The 17,438-nt window shown below is 64.8% G+C and carries 13 protein-coding genes and 1 pseudogene; 3 read left to right on the top strand and 11 right to left on the bottom strand.

The window, feature by feature from the left end:
- Positions 1-33: 33 nt before the first annotated feature.
- Entirely contained in the window at positions 34-1,647 is a 1,614-nt protein-coding gene (locus tag BKA24_RS01860) for a flavin-containing monooxygenase (protein ID WP_005054981.1), read from the bottom strand.
- Positions 1,648-1,690: 43 nt separating this feature from the next.
- Entirely contained in the window at positions 1,691-2,602 is a 912-nt protein-coding gene (locus BKA24_RS01855) for an alpha/beta hydrolase (RefSeq protein ID WP_005054979.1), read from the bottom strand.
- A 482-nt stretch (positions 2,603-3,084) separates the two neighbouring features.
- Here BKA24_RS01855 and BKA24_RS01850 point away from each other — a divergent pair, with 482 nt between their 5' ends.
- The gene (locus BKA24_RS01850; RefSeq protein WP_184214584.1) at positions 3,085-3,519 is read left to right on the top strand and encodes a hypothetical protein; all 435 of its coding nucleotides are present in this window, start codon (positions 3,085-3,087) and stop codon (positions 3,517-3,519) included.
- A gap of 305 nt (positions 3,520-3,824) precedes the next feature.
- Here BKA24_RS01850 and BKA24_RS01845 read toward each other — a convergent pair whose 3' ends face one another.
- From BKA24_RS01845 to BKA24_RS15465, 5 genes and pseudogenes are all read right to left on the bottom strand, one after another.
- Complete coding sequence (locus tag BKA24_RS01845) at positions 3,825-5,081, bottom strand: hypothetical protein (RefSeq protein WP_005054973.1); 1,257 nt, start codon at positions 5,079-5,081, stop codon at positions 3,825-3,827.
- Positions 5,044-6,387 carry a hypothetical protein gene (locus tag BKA24_RS01840; RefSeq protein ID WP_005054971.1) on the bottom strand — a complete coding sequence of 448 codons (1,344 nt, stop codon included), beginning with the start codon at positions 6,385-6,387 and terminating at the stop codon, positions 5,044-5,046. Before BKA24_RS01840 ends, BKA24_RS01845 begins: the two co-directional genes overlap by 38 nt.
- A gap of 69 nt (positions 6,388-6,456) precedes the next feature.
- Entirely contained in the window at positions 6,457-7,560 is a 1,104-nt protein-coding gene (locus tag BKA24_RS01835; RefSeq protein WP_184214582.1) for a hypothetical protein, read from the bottom strand.
- Entirely contained in the window at positions 7,557-9,176 is a 1,620-nt protein-coding gene (locus BKA24_RS01830) for an AAA family ATPase (RefSeq protein WP_230007221.1), read from the bottom strand. Before BKA24_RS01830 ends, BKA24_RS01835 begins: the two co-directional genes overlap by 4 nt.
- A gap of 42 nt (positions 9,177-9,218) precedes the next feature.
- Positions 9,219-9,368: pseudogene (locus tag BKA24_RS15465) on the bottom strand (translation initiation factor IF-2 N-terminal domain-containing protein); the annotation flags it as partial.
- Positions 9,369-9,885: 517 nt separating this feature from the next.
- On the opposite strand from BKA24_RS15465, the gene BKA24_RS01825 reads away from it, so the two are divergent.
- Together BKA24_RS01825 and BKA24_RS01820 are read left to right on the top strand one after the other, a co-directional pair.
- A complete protein-coding gene (locus BKA24_RS01825) occupies positions 9,886-10,347 on the top strand; it encodes a hypothetical protein (protein ID WP_005054965.1) in 462 nt (153 codons plus the stop codon).
- An 80-nt stretch (positions 10,348-10,427) separates the two neighbouring features.
- Positions 10,428-11,234 (top strand): metallophosphoesterase, encoded by an 807-nt coding sequence (locus tag BKA24_RS01820; protein ID WP_184214578.1) that lies wholly within the window; start codon positions 10,428-10,430, stop codon positions 11,232-11,234.
- Here the strand turns inward: BKA24_RS01820 and BKA24_RS01815 are convergent.
- From BKA24_RS01815 to BKA24_RS01800, 4 genes are all read right to left on the bottom strand, one after another.
- Entirely contained in the window at positions 11,231-11,638 is a 408-nt protein-coding gene (locus BKA24_RS01815; protein ID WP_043341843.1) for a hypothetical protein, read from the bottom strand. The genes BKA24_RS01820 and BKA24_RS01815 overlap by 4 nt on opposite strands.
- Before the next feature lie 227 nt (positions 11,639-11,865).
- Entirely contained in the window at positions 11,866-14,109 is a 2,244-nt protein-coding gene (locus BKA24_RS01810; RefSeq protein ID WP_101305218.1) for a TniQ family protein, read from the bottom strand.
- Positions 14,106-15,266, bottom strand: a complete 1,161-nt coding sequence (locus tag BKA24_RS01805; protein WP_005055282.1) for an AAA family ATPase — start codon at positions 15,264-15,266, stop codon at positions 14,106-14,108. Before BKA24_RS01805 ends, BKA24_RS01810 begins: the two co-directional genes overlap by 4 nt.
- Positions 15,263-17,416 (bottom strand): DDE-type integrase/transposase/recombinase, encoded by a 2,154-nt coding sequence (locus tag BKA24_RS01800; protein ID WP_005055284.1) that lies wholly within the window; start codon positions 17,414-17,416, stop codon positions 15,263-15,265. The genes BKA24_RS01805 and BKA24_RS01800 overlap by 4 nt, the downstream gene beginning before the upstream one ends.
- Positions 17,417-17,438: the final 22 nt, after the last annotated feature.

The raw sequence follows: 17,438 nt of genomic DNA, 5'->3' as shown, positions 1-17,438 counted from the left end.
GGAAGCACACTCCCGGCCTACGGTTACCGTCGATCAGGCCGGGATGGGCTGTCCGATGCTGAATCCTTCGAAGTCCTTCGCCTGGATCTCCGAGAGGAGGCCGCGGTAGGCGCCTAGGCCGCCGAGGTAGAACATCACGGCGTGCTTCTTGCCGGGGATGTTCGCCCCGAAGATCCACGAGTCGGTCTTGGGGAACAGCGTGTAGTTTGCGATCGTCGTGCAGGTCTCGGTCCATTCGTCCTCGACCTGCTGCGACACCTCGATGAGCCCGCCTCTCCGCTCCGCCTCGGTCACCAGAGTCGTGATGAACTCGACCTGCGCCTCGATGCTGGGCACCAGGTTGGTGAACGGCCCGTTGGGGCCGAGGATCATGAACATGTTCGGGAATCCGGCCGTCATGATGCCGAGGAAGCTGGTCGGGGCGTCGGCCCAGTGCTCGTCGACGCTCACCCCTCCGCGCCCGCGGATGTCGATGCGGCGGTAGTTGCCGTCGACCGCGTCGAACCCGGTAGCCAGCACGAGCACATCCAGCTCGTGCTCAACACCGTCCGCGGTCTTCACCCCTCGTGGGGTGATCTCAACGATTGGGTTCTCCTTGATCGACACCAGCTTCACGTTGTCCTGGTTGTACACGTCGTAGTAGCCCTGGTTGCACAGGGGCCGCTTCGCATACGGCTGGGTCGGGGTGAGCAATCGCGCCGTCTCCGGGTCCTTGACCGTCTCAGCGATCTTGCGGCGGATGAACGCAGCGGCTGCCTCGTTCGACTCCGGGTTGATAGCGATGTCGTTGAACGTGCCGAACATGAAATAGAATCCGTTGCCTCGGTCCCATGCCGCCTGGAACACGCGCTCCCGCTCGGCCTCGTCGACATCGGTGGCCGCGACGGTGGACTCCTCGAACCCGAAGGCGACGCCGGAGTTTCGGACCTGCTCCCAGATCTCCGGGAACCGGGACTTGTATCCGTCCACCTCCCCCGGGCCGACCGGTCCGTTGCCGGAGGGGACGCTGTACTGCGCCGAGCGCTGGAACACGGTCAGGTGCGACACCTGCTTGGCCGCGGCGACGATGAACTGTGTTCCGGTCGAGCCAGTGCCGATGACCCCCACCCGCTTGCCCTCGATCGACAGGTCCTCCGGCCACTCCGCGGTGTGCACGAGGCGGCCTTCGAACGAGTCGATCCCGGGGATGTCGGGGATGTTGGTTGCTGCGAGCAGTCCCAGCGCCGCCACCACGTATCGGGCCGTGAAGGATTCTCCGGCGGAGGTGCCGACCGTCCAGGTGTTGGTGGCTTCGTCGAAGACGATCGACGTGACTTCGGTGTTCAGCCGGAAGTCCTTGCGGAGGTCGTACCGGTCGACGACGGTCTCAAGGTAGCGGAGGATGTCGGGCTGGTCAATGTACTTGCGGGCCCAGTCCCACTCCTGCAGCAGTTCGTCATCGAACGAGTATCGGTAGAAAGGGCTCTCCGTGTCGGACATGGCGCCGGGGTACCGGTTCCAGTACCAGGTTCCTCCGATGCCGGCGCCCTTCTCGAACCCGCGGACGCGCAGGCCGAGCTTGTCGCGCAGGGTGTGTAGCTGGTAGATGCCGCCGAAACCGGCGCCGACGACGATCGCGTCGAAGTCCGTGGTCTGTGTGGATGTCATGGTGCAACTCCTTCGGTGAATGAGGTGGGTGGGGTGCTGCAGGTCAGTGGCGAAGCCACTGGCCGATCGCCGCAAGCTCCGCGTCGACGTCCGCGTCGCGGCCAGCCAGGAACGGGTAGACGTGCTGCTGTCCTTCGGCGACATGCAGGGTGACGTCAACGCCGGCGCCCTTGGCGCGCTCTGCCACGCGGATGGCATTGTCGACCAACGACTCGACCGAACCGGCGTTGACGTACAGCGGGGGGAACCCGGTGAAATCCGCGTAGAGCGGGTTCGCGAGCGGCGCCGACGGGCTGGTGGTCTCCCCCAGCACGCCGGCGATCATGCCCTCCAGGAGCGGCACGGAGATCAGCGCGTCGGTCGCATCGTTGGTGACCAGCGTCGCGCCGCGGTTCTCCATGTCCAGCCACGGGGAGAACGCGATGACGTGCCCGGGCAGCGGCCGTCCCTTCGCCTTCAACGCCAACGGGATGGCGATGGCGAGATTGCCTCCCGCCGAGTCGCCGATGGTGGTGACGTCCTCGGGGTGGACCCCCCGCTCCAGCAGGGCCTCGAACGCCGCGACCCCGTCGTCTACCTGGGCGGGGTGCGGGTGCTCGGGCGCGCGACGGTAGTCCAGCACGAACGCTGTTACCCCGGCCGCCTTCGCGACGTGCGCGGCGAGCTTCCGGTGGCTGGCCGCAGAGCCGACGGCGAACCCGCCGCCGTGCGTGTAGAGGAGGACCTTGGAGCGATCGGCTCCGGCCGGGAACGCCCAGATGCCGGGCACGCCGCCGACCGTCTCCTCCTTGTAGGTGACATTTTCCGGTTCGATGGTCGGCTGGTGCCATTCATCGAAGATGCTGCGGAACAGCCGCATGTCCAGCTCGTGGGTGGCCATGAGCTCGGACCAGCCCAGATACAGATCACGCAGGGCGCTCGGGACGACTGCGGTCGCGGTGGATGACGAGGACATCGCATAACTCCTTCGTTGATGCTCGGCGCCTGCAGGAACTAGGCGACCACTCGGTGGATGAGCTCTACTCTCAGGGAGGATTCCGCCACAGCGCTGTGCCGATTTGGAACAGCTCACCCGGGTTGCCCGGTGACCACGACAGAGATCGGCTCCGGCGCACGGCATGATCAGGATCCAGCGCACGAACGAGACCGGATCGGGCACGGTGCCAGACGATCAGCGCCGCCACGACGAGAGTCGCGGCGGTCACCGCCATTGCTCCGACCCAGCCGCTCTGCGTGAAGACCGTCGCCAGGACGAGACCGACAGCCGGGATTCCATCTCCACGGAGAGCGACGGCAGCACACGCCGGACGGCGAAGATCTACTCACCGCCACCGTCTCCGCTTCCGACGACGACGACAGCTTCGGCTTCTACTCCCGGCCCACCAAGGCCCACATCATCGCCGCCGGCATCCGCCGCACCGCATGAACGAGCGCCTCATGAACAGCCGCACCAGCCTCACCATCTACCCCGCCCACGACGAGCAAACCCTGCTCCCGCCGACGCCGATCCTCGTCGACGAGCACTACTTCGTCCGCGCCGGGCTCGAGCAACTCCCCGCCCGCCTCATCGGGTTCAGCCCCGCCGGCGCGCTCGCCATCACGGCGTGGGTTCACGACGTGTTCCGTGCCCCGGAGCTCGCACGCGACCTGTACCCGACTTTCATCATCGCCGGTCGCGTCCAGGCATATCCGATCCCCGCCGCCAGGGTCACCGTGCGCGAGCCCTCCGGCGTCGTCCAGGTCGTGATCACCGACCCTCGCGGCAAGAGATACCGGCCATACCTCGGCGAGGACCGCGACATTGCCGACCGCATCGCCGCTGCCTGGGGCTCCCACCGCGGCTACTCCGCCACCGTCCAACCGATCACCTGACAATCACGAACGGAGACACCATGCGCTGCTTGATGTGCGAAGAGCCCACCACGATGTACATCCCCTCGGACGACGTCGACGGCATCGGGCTGCATAGCTGCGGTGTCTGCGGGTTCGAGATCGAAGGCCCCCGCGACGAACCCGCGCATGTCGCCGACCATCGGAAGCTCACTGCAACGACGACCTCGACGACGTGTAGGTTCCCGTTGGAAATGGCCGAGGATGCCGGGAATCCCCGGTAGTTGGCAGTGGCCGAAGGCTCAGGATTCCGTGGGGAATGGCGAATCCCTACAGCCCCACGCCAGTCAGTCCTCGGCAACGCTGTCAGCGGCGTCGAGGCCGGGCAGTGTGAGAGCAGTCGCTTCGATCTCTTGCTGGGGTGCAGGCTCGGGCGGCGCCTGCGCCGGCTTACCGAACCCTGCGATTAGAAGCTCGCTGATGTCGTCCTTCAGAGAGCCAAAGCTTCGCAGGAACGCTGCAATGAGGCTCACGCTTGATCTTGCCGCCGGATCATTGAGTCGAAGCTGAGCCCCCGCAGCTTCTGAGATGTCTCGCCCACGAGCTAGCCGCTCGTGAACGACGAGATCAAACTGTCGAGGCAAGTCTCGGAGCGCGGGCTGACGGCCTAGCCGGATTGCGAGTTCTGCAGCAGAGTCAGCCCACTCCGGCGGTGAGGGCTCAAACGCGCCCATGGCCTCAGTCCGCACCTCGGGCGAGGCCTTCGCCGCCGCGAGCAGTCCACTGATGAACTTGTCGAAGTCGCGCGACAACTGGCGCATGCGCTGAGCGGGCACAACTCCGTCTGCGAGGCGTTCGCGAAGAAAACTTGTGAATGCACTCGGATCCATCGGGCGGACAAATCCCACGATCGTTACGAGGTTGAGTACCCAGATACTGAGGGTCTCTGAAATGAGCCACCGTACCGCGAGCTGTTCGTCATCCTTGACGCCGGGCGTCCAGCGCTGGCAAAGCGTCTCAAGTAGACCCAGGCTCTGCTTCAGTGCAGCGAACGGATCTAGAAACCACACGGTGGAAGTGAGGAACTTGAACGCAGGTCCGAGCGTGGGATCGTCCTTGCTGACTACTTTGACTGTGCGCCGCAGAAGCAGGGCGTTGGGTCCGTGGGCCCCAAGATCTGTGAGTTTCGAGAGATTAAGTGCGGCCTCTCGCGCCTGGAGGTCGTTGATCGATTCGACGCTGACGCGGGAATGGCGGCCCAGCTCCCGGGTTCTGGGCGTCACGCTCGAGGCAACAGTCAGTTCCGCTCGCTCTGCGCCTACCAACTCTTGCAGTCCGCGTAGCCACACAATACGGTCGAGTGGTTTCGGCGCGCTCTTCCCCGTCCCGCTCTTGGACTCGCCAATGGTCCGGTGACTCTCGAGCCCGGGACCAAGCCCGATGGCGAGTAGATCCAGGTCGGTGACTTGGATGAGTTCCGCGCCGTAGTAGCTGATGAGGTCGATGCCTACCCGAGTGAAGTACCCCTCCCAGAACCACACTTGGCCTACGCGGCATTCGAGTCGATCACCGGGGGTTAGCGGGTCGGTCTTGACGGGTGGCACGTTGCAGTTCCTTTCTCAGCTCGAGGATCGCTGATCTCGCGATCTCGTCAGCGGCTCCGAGGTCGCCCGCGCCCGCACGTGTTTGCTCTGGGTTGGTGAACTCGCCTGGAGCTCGGAGGAGGTTCACCGTCGGGTCCGTCGTTCCTGCGGACGTTGATGAGTTCTGAAGCCACGCGAGCCCGCCTTCGACGATCTCCTCCTTCACAAGTTCGAGGTATGCCCGGCCGTGGTCCGTTTCACGGACGCGAACGATGCCGTGCGCCTCAAGCAGGTGGTAGTCGGTGCTGATGTTGCTCGCAGGCCCAACGCTCCCGCGGTTTAGGAGCGCCCGCACGAGGACCACAGGATCGTGTATTCGACCGCCGCTACGTTCCGCTCGTTCATGCCCGAAGAGCATGTGGGCGACAAAAAGCTTGCGCTGATTCAGCGCCTCGGTGGTTGTGAGCCGGTCGTCCTCCGACTCGAGAGTAGGTGAAAAGACATATGTCTGCGCTCCGGATCCTCCCGTCGACTTGACGGTGGCGGCCTGGACGAGTCCGACCTTCTGTGCTGCGCCGAACACGCCGGGGGTCGGTTGCGCGAGGAGTGGAAGTGCGAGGCCGGGGTGTTGCGCTGCCTGTTCACATATGCCGAGAAGCGCGTCGCGCTCGCCCGGGGGAAGGCCACGGAGGAACGACGCGATCTCAATCTGTCCTGACTCCCACACGTAAGGGCTATAAATTACGTCCTCGGCGAGATCGACGGAGTTGACGCGCTTTGTAAGGCCTGTCGCCAGTGCAAGGTTCAGACCGGTTTCGCTGACTTGGTCGTTGAATCCTCGTCGGTGGAGTTGGTCGAGATGTTGGGTGGTCGTCAACGGGGCGAACGATGCGACTTCGATCGAGTGCAGCGTTACGATCTCATCGATGGTCGGGTTGAGCTGCTGTAGAACGCGGTAGGACTGTTCGATGAGGTTCCCGGTTACGCCCAGAAACTCCTGCACCTCGATTACAACGCCTTGTGTGTCCAGCGCGAAGTCTGCAACATTGGCAGCCTTCAGCGCCGGCAGCACGGTCGAGTGAAGTGATTGCCTTCCAATTCCTGCCTGGACGGCGAAAGACTCGAGGGCGGATGCACTCAAGGGGTCGGAGAATCCATGGATGCGGGCGACGAAGTCCATCGCTTCGCCTGCGTGAAGTAGTGACTCGAGTCTGGGTCTCAGAGCCGGGTCGATTGTGCGCGAGGCTTGATGAACCCGCGTCACAGCGCGCCCGAGTCGCCGGTCGGACCTGTTGACGTCCAGATCGGCAGTGGTGCTCTCCGCCATTCGAATCTCCTCACCCGCTACCGAGATGAGCCTACTGATCGGGCGTACGCTCCTCGCAGTGCGCTCGTCTCAATTTGTGGGGAATCGCATTTCGAGCACTCGCTGCCATTTGACGACGTCGGCGGCGTCCTCGGGCCGAAGACTGCGCATGTGTGCCAGACGATTCCGAATCGGCATGATCTGCGCGCTGAACTGTCGCCAGTGAGCGGCGCTCAACCCCAAGTCGCCGATCTGGGAACGGCCCTTTAGTTGGAGCAACTCCCCGAGTGAGAGCCATTCGAGAGGGTCGCGCAATTGCTTGACCGACGTGGCGCCCATGTATGCCGATTCGCTCGCTCGCTCGAGCACTTTTTCCGGAAGGTCGCCGTTCAGGCACTGCGTGCGCCAGTTCTCCGCCCATGCGGCGATTGCGCGCCGACGCACTTCGCGTCGGATGATCCGCTCGATCTTCCAGAGTCCCGAACTCACCTCGGCAAGCTGCTGCTGAGGATCGAGGGCATCCGCGAGAACCTCGTCGAGCGCCTTCTTGAGCGGTCCGAGATGCTTCGGAAAATTCCATGTCCGAGTCGCACCGTCGGGCGCTGTAAGGCTGGAACCATCCAGCGCCTCAAGCTCCCTCGCGTTGAGCAGGCCCAGCGCGCTCTGGCCAATCAGCAGGCTCTCGTACACGACACGATCGAGAGACGCAGCCAGGTCCATACCGAGTTCTGTCAGCGCCCGGCACAGTACGTCGGCCGGGGAGGCGCCGTCTTCAACGCACGTTGGCCACTCGTGAGCGCCTGTGCTCTTGACGACCGGAGCATGCGCCAGGCTGGCGTCGTCAAGGAGCGAACTCCCGACCACTGGAGGGAAAGCAATCCGAGGCGCCCGGGAGAGGAGGATGACCCTGCCGCCGGCCTCGACGTCGCTGAAGACGCGCTCGCGTAGCGCACCCATCTGAGTGGCCTCACTCTGCATCGTGAGCGACTCCATCCCGTCGATCACGACTGTTCCGGTGGTAAGTGGGCCATCTGGCTGCAAGTAGTCCCGGACGCGCGTCACGTTCACCTGCGAAGCCCCCAGAGCGCGGCGGGCTGGCTCGTTGCTCGAGCCCAGCTGCAGGAACACGACGCGGAGTTGCTCCGCTTTTCGGTGAACGCCCAGTATCCAGTCGGAGTAGTCGGTCGCGCTCATACGAGCTCCAGGATCACGCTGACTTCGAACTCGCCGTCCTGTTCGTGAATCAGACCCAGGTCCTTCAGTCGACGAACTGCGACGTGCTCGCTGGATGCGAGTTCCTTGAAGTCGGCTGCACTGTCCATCAGCACGTCCAGCATGACGGCCTCGTTCGCGTAGTAGCGCTTGACGTGTTGGACCATCTCCTCAATGTTGCCTTGGACGCGACTCTTCCAATCATCAAGTTCTGTGAGCACGGAAGCGCGAGTCATCGTACGTTGGAAGACGTCGGTCGGAAGGTGCTGCACGACGGCTGAGCTCAGATTTCGATACAGATAGGCGTGACCACCGGACGCCTCGTGGAGTGCCTCGAGCGCACCAGGTTCGATCTGGATGCCCATCTTGCCGCCGACGGTGCTCGCGAGATCGTCCGCCTCTTCTCGCTCCAGCGGCTTCACGTACACGGCCTTCGCCCAAGAGAAGAGGGGATTCGGTCGACCATACAGTCGTCCACCTTCAACGATGGCGCTTGTAAGGCCGGACAGCACGAAGGTGAAGTTCTCAGACTCCTGCACGATGCTCCTGAGGGCCGATAGCAGCTGCGCAATGCGTGGCATGTCGCCTTCAGCGATATCGATGCGATCCGCTGGGGTCAAGTACTCGATCTCGTCCAGGAGGAGCAGGATCCTATGCCCGTCTTTGTGGAGATGCTTGAGTATCGCCTGGAGAGCGTTCTTCAGGTCGAGGATGCTCGGGCGTTCCTGCAGCTGCGAAAGCTCTTGGGTGCGCAGCTTGTGAGCTTTGAGTTCAGCAATCAGTCGTCGACGCAGATCGCTGACGATGTCGTCGGTGGGGTCTTCCGGCGGAGAGGGGAAGGCCTCCAGGTCCATGAGGACGGTCACCACTTTGTCCTCTTGCAACTCCTCCTTAAGCTGCATGAGGATGCTCGTCTTGCCCGACTTCCGCAGTCCGAAGACGCCTGTGACTCGCTGGTTGAACACGTCGTCACGCATCGACTGCAGCAGTGTCCTGCGGCCGAAGAAGCTCGCGCCATACACGGGAGTCGTCATGTAGAAGAGGTCTCGGGCATAGATGTAGTCGCGAAGAAGGGTAATTAGCGAGAGTTCGTCTTCGTCGTCAATCAAGAGCGGGATCGCTAGTTTCGCGGGGCGCGACCAGTCGTTCAGTTTGATCTGTAGACGCCGATCGGGCGACCACATGAAGAAGATGTCCGGAGTGATGGAACGATCGGCGCCACCGAGCTCGCGGGCCGCAGCCTGGAAGGTCCGGCCCTGGAGATCCTCATGCGGACTGTAGAAGATCATCACCTCGCGGGTAAACCCAAACCCGGCCTCGATCGCTCCACTGAATCGCACATGGACGATCGCGCAGTCCCTGAAGCCATCCTGACGGCAGAACCCCGCGTAGACCACCTGGGAGCCAAGACTTCGCAGAGCGTCGATGTGGTCACGCAGGACCGGGTACTTGTATCGAACGCGCTCGACGTTTGCCAGCAGGTCTGGGTGCTGGGGCGCCGCCACAGCGCCCGATCGCCAGCCGAACTGTCGAGTGGATGGTGCGGTCGGATCGAATCCCGGCCGATCGACATGCGGGTCTACGTGCTCACGTCGCATCGGCGATGGCCGAGGCGAACCGGGTCGAGGGGGTCGGGCACCGAACGACGCCCTCACCTTGCGAGCAACTGGAGCTTCTATCGATGAAGACGGGCTCTTGACGAACTCACCAAGTTCTCGCAGACGGACCAAGACGGCCTTTGCGTCGACTCCCAGTTCGGCGGCGAGCTCGTGCACTCGCATCTTCGCCATCTGTTCTCCGCTCGTGGTCACTTGGCCCGCTGTGTCTGCCAGGGGCTGTGCATTACCGGCGAAGCCGGGTTGCCAGATCAGTCTGTTGCATGCTGCAGACACCGGCTGCGATGACACGGCTCGATATATCAGTCGCCGTCCGCCGTCCCACCGAGGCGGCGCGCCTTGAGCAGCACGTTCATGTGCCTCGGGTGGGCTACCCATTGAGTTGTGATCGGTCCAGCGCGTCGAGTGAAATGGCCTTCCACCGGCTGCTAGGCCTTGCTGGGCCTCGGGCCAAACGGGGTCCAGGCCCATGCCCGCGACGAACGTCACGCAGCGCTGGATGTCGATGAGGTCTTCTGGGGCCGCTTTCAGCCGCTTGAAGTGTGCGATGCCATGAGGCGAGCATCTCACGACGGGCGAGACTTCCTGAGCGAGAGCAACCACTCGACTCGAACAGGCTCTGACCCAATCAGTGGACACAAATTCACCGGTGTGAGAGACTACTCCGTTCGCCAAACGAAGGGTCTGGCCGATGTCACACTCTGACGGCAACACGGACTGGGGGCGGATCATCCGCGACATGATCGCGCGTAGCACCGACTCTGCCCCCACCGAGCCCGGGGTCTACCGGATGCCGTGTGGGAACTGCTACGTCGACTTCTTCCTCGCCTCGGACGGCACCGAACGGTGGCTCGTCCCAGGCGATGAGCGCAGCTACACCCGCGACACCGTGGCCATCGCTCGCCACGGCGAGCACCCGTGGGAGCGGATGTACACCCTCGGCCATGCCGCCGCCGAGATCCGCCGCCGCGCGACCGCCGACGGCACACCCGTTCTTGTCCTGATCGATGAGCTGGCAGCGGTCGCCGCCACGGAGGATGCGGCGGAAGACGAGGAAATCGCCCGTATCGCCCGGGAGCGTCCCGCCGACAGTGCGGAGGTGGCGCGCTCCGATCTCGCCCGGAAATTCGGGATCGATCTCGACGAACTCTAGGAACATCTAGCGGTGTCTACCGAAACGCTAGACACCGCTAGATTCTGCTAGACATCCGTCACATGCGAGGAGCGTTAGCCGTGAGTGAGTATCCGTGGTTCGACTTCGACCGAGTCGACTACGTCACCGCGGACACCCACTTCAGCCACGCCCGGATCAGCGAACTCGCGGACCGTCCATTCACCACCGTCAACGAGATGAACACCGAGCTCATCCGCCGCTGGAACGAGACGGTCGCCCCGACAGATGTGGTGCTACATCTCGGGGATGTCGCGCTCGGGCCGATCGAGGAATCGATCACCCTCACCGCGCAGCTGAACGGTCACCGGTACCTCGTCCCCGGGAACCATGACCGGGTCTCACCAGCGACACAGTCCAGGAAGGCGATCGAACGGTTCGCGCCGCTCTACGAGGCGGCCGGGTGGACGATTCTGCCGGAGGTCATCGAAGGCACCCGGCACGGCTACCGGATCCTCGCATCCCACTACCCGTACAAGGGCGACTCGCAGGAGTCGGACCGACACACGTCGCACCGGCCCCGCTGGGACGATGGGATCCCGCTGTTGCACGGTCACACGCACGCACGCGACCACGGCCCGAATGGGCACCAGTTCCACGTCGGCGTCGACGCCCACGCATACGTGCCCATCCCGTTCACCGTCATCGACGAGTGGGTCCGGGGCCTACCGGATGTCGAGCCGTGGCTCGATGTGGCGGTCCGTGAAGCCCGTCAACTCCTCGCCAACCTCGACGCCACCGAAACCTCGAACTCCGACGCGATGTTCTACACGATGGGCTACAACGAACTGCGCGTCGCGCTGGAGGAACTCCTCGGCGCGCTCTACTCTTCCCACCCCGACTCCCCCGGGAACACCGCCAAGGCTTAGGACTGCCTCGGACGCGCTTTCGGCGCGGGCGACGGTATGAACAGTTCGCCTGCCGCGGGGCCGGATCGGAGGGTCCGCGGTTCTCGTCGGAAGCGGATCCATCCACAACGCTGCCAGTGCACCATCGTCAGGTACCGCGGCGACGACGACGTCCAGGCAGCCTGATGCTCCGCGGCGCTGAGATCGTGCGACGCGAGCTCCGGGAATACTTCCCGGAAGGTCGGGGATTGGCCGTGTTCGCGGGCGTAGCGATGGAGGAATGTCACAGCGCGACGCGCCCACACCGGCGCCGTCTCGTCAGCGGTGAGTTCAATGAACAGCGGCGCGAGGTGAGGTGCCGACCACGGCTTGTCCTCCCGGCCTGAGTCGGCCGACACCACGCATTCCTTGCCCTCGACCGTCATCGCAGAGATCCCACCCCGGACTCAGCTCCGGTCACGGGTGTCGTCGGGTGCGCGTTGCGTGTCGGCGGGACCCGCAGGCTCCTCGCCCTGATCTCGTCCTCCAGCTCGGCTGCTGGATGAACCCGCATCCATGACTGCCTTCAGCGCCGTGGTGTACTTCTCTCCTGTCACCTTCACGCGTTCCCGCGCGTCGTGCCGCAGCCGACTGGAAGTTCGTTTCTTCTGCGTCATGCCGACGTCCTTCGCGTGTCTGGAATTCGAGTATTCGTCGATGGCTCGACGGGAGTGCTGCGACGGAGTCCGTGAGCCTGTGATGGGCCCCGCGGGGCGGGCGGGTCAGATCGTTGCCTGCCTGCGTCCGAGGTAGACCCGTTGATGCGCGCCCCGCGTGGGCGGACCGGGATGCCGGCGCTATGCAAATGCCGGTTGATGGTCATCTCGCTACAGCCGGCGAGCTGCGCGATCTGTGCGATGGTCCAGTGCTTCGTTTCATAGTGATCGCGGAGCCAACGGGGGTCGAGGTCGAAGGTGCGGGGTCGTCCCCTTCGAGTCCGGGTGCCCGCGTCGGCGAGAATGCGACCCACTGTCTGCCGAGACACCCTCGTGTCTGCGGCGATCGTGTAGGTGGAAGCTCCCGCCGCGTACACCTGCGTCAGCCGGTCTGGTGGCATGGCTTCTGTCGCTGTCGCTCGTGCCGGCCGGATGGGCGGCCACGACGGCGCGATCTGGGGTCCGACTTCCGGGAGCTGAGGGGTGGGTTCGGGTGTCCAGGTGACGGGCTCCTGAATGCCGTTGGCGACGAGGAACTCTGCGGCGATCTGATCGAGCGCCGCCCGCACCGCCGGCGGGAGCTCCTCTACGAAGCGGGCTACGGCGGGCGGGCTCGCCCTGGTCGTGTGCCACGCCGTAGGCATCGCACGCAGCGGGTTCCCGGAGAGTTCTTGGTACAGGGCTGCGCGCGCCAACTCCCAGCGTCGTCCGCTCCCTGGGGACACGCCCGCGTCCCGGCAGAGCTGCCCCCACTGTGATTCGGGCAGGAGATCGGTGTAGTCGAGGTGGCGGCGGCGGGCGTAGTCGATGGGCACGTCTTGCGTGTCCAATAGAGCTGCCAGGCGGAGGACCGCGTGCAGGGTCGTCACGTGGTGAGTGCTGCGGCCCAGCTCACGCATCACGTGCGTCACCTGCCGTGACGGTGCGTGCGGATCGAGCAGCGCGAGCGCGGCGGAGTGTGTGAGCCTCGTGCCGGTAAACACGACCGCTGCTGCCAGCGCGGACGCGGCGATCTCGTTGTCGACCCGCAGTGGGGCGTACTGGGCGATCCAGTCCCCCCACAACTGTGCCGGCACTTTCCGTGCTCGCTCTTCCGGGCTGACGCCCGACGGCGGTGCGGACTGCAGAAACACGGTGGGGCGGCGGCGGCGACCCAGCGCGGCCGCGATCAGGGTCTGTAGTTGTGGTGTGTGCGCGGTGTACGACGTGCTGTGCGCCAGCCGCCCCTGCAGCAGGGAGATGATCGCGGCCGGATTGGTCAGTGCGCGGTGACCGAGGGTGGTGCCGACAGCGGCCCCGACGGCAGAGTCTGGTCGCGCCCGGATCGCCCTCGTCCAGTCCTCGCTCATCTCGAACAGCCCAATGAGCTCCCGGCCCAGCGGGCTCGCGTCGATGCTGTGACCGCCGACGATTGCGTCCCGCGCGGTGCGGGACAGTAGCCGAATGTCTTCCAACACAGGCACGGCCGGCTGCGGTGCATCAGCATAGATCCCGAACTGCGCCTGACCGGTGGAGACGATGCGCATCATCGCCCGTTGCGCATCCAGCACCGCCTGCGGCACCGGCGTGCGGGTCCGGTCCTCGGTGAGGTCCGCGCGACACCGGTTGGCCTGCGGACCCCTCCCCGGACCCCGCACGGGATTGTGGCAACGCCCGGGAACGGGAACAAGTGCGAGCGGGTGAGCGCGGTGTCGGGCAGGAAGATCACAGGTCTGGCACCGATCCACGAGAAGGCGGCGGTGGCGGGCACAGGCGAACCCGAACGGGAACTGCCACGACATCCGCCACCGTCCACCCGAATCGACCAGGCATTCCGGGCAGTATCGTCCCGCGGTCCCTGCAGCCGGGCATTGCGCGCTGATCCGACCCTGCCGGGTATAGCGGATCGCGTGACGGGCGAAGCGCATCCTCGTCATCTCGTGAAACTGATCGGCAGGGATGCCCGTGGAAGCCTCAAGCCGGGCAGCCTGCTCCTCGGTGAGGGTTGTGGCCCACTTGTCCGCCATCCACGCGGTCGCCGATACAGCCAAACCCTTCTCCTGCTCGATGAGACCGAGCGCGCATGCCATCTCGTTCATCGTCGCCCCATAGGTGGCCGCCATCTTCTCCAGCCAGGAATCGAACGGCTCATCCGGCAGTGGCCGCACCCGAAACGGCAGCACCCGCACCTCGTCGGAACGCGTCGCGGCCTTGCCGGTCATGCGGCTGCCACCTCGCCACCCTGGGTCTTTCGGCGGCGGCCCGCTCTCTGGCTTCGAAGCTGCCGTTCCAGCTTCGCCTCCAGCTCACGACGTTCCGTCTCGGCGCCCTCGTCGATGCGAATATCATCGAGCAGCTCCCGATCGATGCGTTCCCTGCCGGTGCGGATTGCGCGCGATGCGCCGCGGCGGATCAGGTCCATCAGCGACCCGATGTTCCCGGTCGTGCGGGCGAACAGGTACCGCGAGAGGTCGACGAGCATCCCGTCTCTCCCGTCGGTCAGCACGAGGGCCTGGTCGATGCCGAACAGCAGCCGGTCCCATTCATCGCGGCCGCGTTTGTGGGCGAGGGTGAAAGGTTCCAGGCTGAGGACTGTCCACCGTCGGAAGGTCTGCGCCATTGCTGCGCCTTCGCCGGTCTGGCCCTCCCCGACGAGTCCCCGCTTGCGGAGGGCGACACCGGCGAACAGGAACGTGGCGTTGTATTCATTCGAGAGCCACTTCAACTGGTTCGCGACCTCTACCCCGTCACGGGTATTCATCCGCAGGAAGTGGAGATCATCAACGATCACCAGGCGCGTGTCGTGGCGTTCGATGCACTCCGCGGCTGCCCGGGCAAGATCTCTACCCGCCATCGAGCGGTGCAGGATCCCGGCGGTGGCGGGGTGGGCGTAGAACCCGAGGATCATCATGTGCAGACCCTTGATCGTCGGCCGGCCCGTCAACGTCACATGACACACCGGCAGGTGCCGCACGTCCCGGTCCTGATCCAGCCACTCCCCGGCCTCCGCGATCCGCTGCTGGTGGAACACTCGACCGAAGTTGTTCACCACCGTGGACTTCCCGAGCGCCGGCGGCGCGTCGATCGCCGCCGCTGACTTCACCCGGTCGGCGTCTTGCAGGTTCGAGTCCAGGATGTCGCCGAGTTGCAACTCGATCTCCTGCACCTGTCGGGTGCGCAGCAGGATGTTCGCGTGCCACTGACGCCGCGCCAAGTCATACCCGACACGCTCCTGCGTGGATAGCGCCGCCAGCCGCTTCAGCGTGAGGGTGTCCGGACGGGTCCGGGCTGGGCGTTCTGCGAAGTCGTTCCACCCCTCGTAGGTGGACAGGCTCCGCTGCCGTGCTCCCGCCTGCGGCTGGGGCTGGGTGGTTGTCATCGGAGCATCTCCATCGGCTCGAAGCGGTAGTCGCCACGGATGGTGGGCTCGTCGATGTCGTCCTCGTCGTCATCATCTCCGGTCTCCGGCACATCGACCCGTGTCCTCGGATCCCTCACCCCGCCGGTCAGCTCCGTCGCCAGGTCCGACCCGGCCGTGAGTTCTGCGTCCAGCATCCGTTGCACCGTCCGCAACGACCACACCCCTTCCGGATCGGGGTTCTTCTCATCCAGGCGGGCCGCCATCCGGGCGCTCATCCGCCGCTCCGACGGTGTCAACCCTCGGCCCGCGCCCCAGTCCTCGAGCAACTGCGCGGCAACATCATCGACCTGCGAGGGGCGGCCCTGCCGGATCGCAATCTTCTTCGCATACTCCAACGCGTCCAAACTGAACGGGGTGTCGAACGCGTCCTTGTGCTCCCACTCCAGGGTGTGCCAGGTGTGATCCTCCGGGTCGTGGAAGTAGATCTTCGTCAGGTCGTCCGGGTTCACCACGAACGGCCACTCCGTGCCCGTGTCCCGGTGGATCGACCGGGCCCGGTTGCGGTACTTCGCCACCGAATCCCCCGTGTAGCGAAGATTGTGAATCTCCACCCCATAGTGGTTGAACTGACGCTTCACCACCGGCAGCAGCTCCAACAGCACATTCCGGTCCGTCGGCATCCGCAGCGAACCCGCGACAGCGAGCCCCTGGTCATACTTCTGCGCCGGACTCAACTTCACACCCGGGAGGCTGGGATCGGCGAGCGACTCATGCGGGCGGAGGTGATAGACCGTCGCGATCCACTCGCGGATGATCTGCTCCAACTGCGGAACCGTATACACCGCCTCACCCTCAACATCGTCCCCACGACCCGACACGTCCGCACCCTTGTAGCCGGGGAGCTCCTGCAGGAGAGAGTCGAGAGTGCGAAAGAAGCGCTCCACCGGGCTCTTGTCGGTGGGCTGGTAGATACGGGCTGGCTGGATTGATATGCCCAGTCGGGCGCACGCGGTGGTGACATGCTCGGAGAGGAAAGGGCGACCGTGGTCCACGACGATCGTCTCGGGCAAGATGCCGGCGCGTGTGAAACGGGCGACATCGGTTCGGGTGGGGTCGACGAGCACCGTGTCAGGCACGCCGTGATACGGGACACGAGCGGCGGTATCCCAACTGCCCGGTAGGTCGAACGGCAGCATCGCTTCGACGAGAACACCGGACACGTCGATGGACTTGGTCGATCCTGGCGTCAAGCGCAGCCCGAGAATGCACCGTGAGTAGAGATCGATCGCGACCGTGAGGTCCGCGCAGACCCACTTGCCCGTCACCGGAGCGACGGCGAACACATTCAGTGGGGTGGTGTCAAGAAGTACGAACTCACCGGGACGTGACGCGGTCAACCGTCCGTAGGGAGCGGCGGGCCGGTTCGCGATCGATCTCTTTGCCTTCGTGGAACCCGCGAAAGTGCCTCGTCCGCGGGTGAGCTCGTCCAAGCCCCGGTATGCGCTGGCGGTGGACGGGAATGTGACGACGTCGGGGCCGTGAAGTCTCTCGATGCGTGCGCGGATCCGGGCGAGGATGATCTTCTTCTGCACCTTGGACTGATCGTCCTGCTCATCGAGTATCGTTCGCGCGGCGTCAACCCACCGCGGGTCGAAGTTTGTCAGTGCCGCACCCGTCCGTGACATCCGGGTATCGATGAGACCCGCTTCCCCGGTGTCTCGATACCGGGAGACCCATCGCTCCAGGGTCCGTAGGCCTATGTCGAGCTCTTTGGCCTTGGCCTTCTGTCGCTCTCGGAGCGGCCGTTGCGGGTGGTACTCCAGTCGTGGCTCGCCCTCTCGGGCGACCTCACGACTGCCCGACCGGTATCCCGTGAGCACCTCACGGACGTGATCCGCCCGATGGTGAGCACCCGCCTGAGCGGACTGGGTTGCGTCCGACCAGACAAGCATCAAAGGTTGCGTCTGCTCGTCGTCGCCCACCCTGCCTGGCACGTGCACTCTGCCGCCTTCCGACTCCGGTTGCAGCACATCGATCATGCGGAGACGGCGAGTGCGCCCATCCGCGGTGCGGACGATGACGGCGCCATCACCGATCTCCGCGACCGTGCACATCTTTCCGTCGTAGGCAATCTGGGCCCCCGGGCTGACCTTCCAGGTGTTCTTCATCGGACGCGTTTCCCTTCTCGTT

The sequence above is a fragment of the Microbacterium marinum genome (assembly GCF_014204835.1).
GTDB classification, from domain to species: domain Bacteria; phylum Actinomycetota; class Actinomycetes; order Actinomycetales; family Microbacteriaceae; genus Microbacterium; species Microbacterium marinum.
Note: the sequence above shows the minus strand (reverse complement) of the source record. Positions and strands in the feature narration are given on the sequence as shown.

Excerpts from the sequence above, each read along its gene's own strand:
- BKA24_RS01815 (WP_043341843.1), bottom strand. The coding sequence starts at position 11,638 with ATGACGGTCGAGGGCAAGGAATGCGTGGTGTCGGCCGACTCAGGCCGG.
- BKA24_RS01830 (WP_230007221.1), bottom strand. The coding sequence starts at position 9,176 with ATGCGACGTGAGCACGTAGACCCGCATGTCGATCGGCCGGGATTCGAT.
- BKA24_RS01800 (WP_005055284.1), bottom strand. The coding sequence starts at position 17,416 with ATGAAGAACACCTGGAAGGTCAGCCCGGGGGCCCAGATTGCCTACGAC.
- BKA24_RS01860 (WP_005054981.1), bottom strand. The coding sequence starts at position 1,647 with ATGACATCCACACAGACCACGGACTTCGACGCGATCGTCGTCGGCGCC.
- BKA24_RS01850 (WP_184214584.1), top strand. The coding sequence starts at position 3,085 with ATGAACAGCCGCACCAGCCTCACCATCTACCCCGCCCACGACGAGCAA.
- BKA24_RS01840 (WP_005054971.1), bottom strand. The coding sequence starts at position 6,387 with ATGGCGGAGAGCACCACTGCCGATCTGGACGTCAACAGGTCCGACCGG.
- BKA24_RS01825 (WP_005054965.1), top strand. The coding sequence starts at position 9,886 with ATGTCACACTCTGACGGCAACACGGACTGGGGGCGGATCATCCGCGAC.
- BKA24_RS01805 (WP_005055282.1), bottom strand. The coding sequence starts at position 15,266 with ATGACAACCACCCAGCCCCAGCCGCAGGCGGGAGCACGGCAGCGGAGC.
- BKA24_RS01855 (WP_005054979.1), bottom strand. The coding sequence starts at position 2,602 with ATGTCCTCGTCATCCACCGCGACCGCAGTCGTCCCGAGCGCCCTGCGT.
- BKA24_RS01835 (WP_184214582.1), bottom strand. The coding sequence starts at position 7,560 with ATGAGCGCGACCGACTACTCCGACTGGATACTGGGCGTTCACCGAAAA.
- BKA24_RS01810 (WP_101305218.1), bottom strand. The coding sequence starts at position 14,109 with ATGACCGGCAAGGCCGCGACGCGTTCCGACGAGGTGCGGGTGCTGCCG.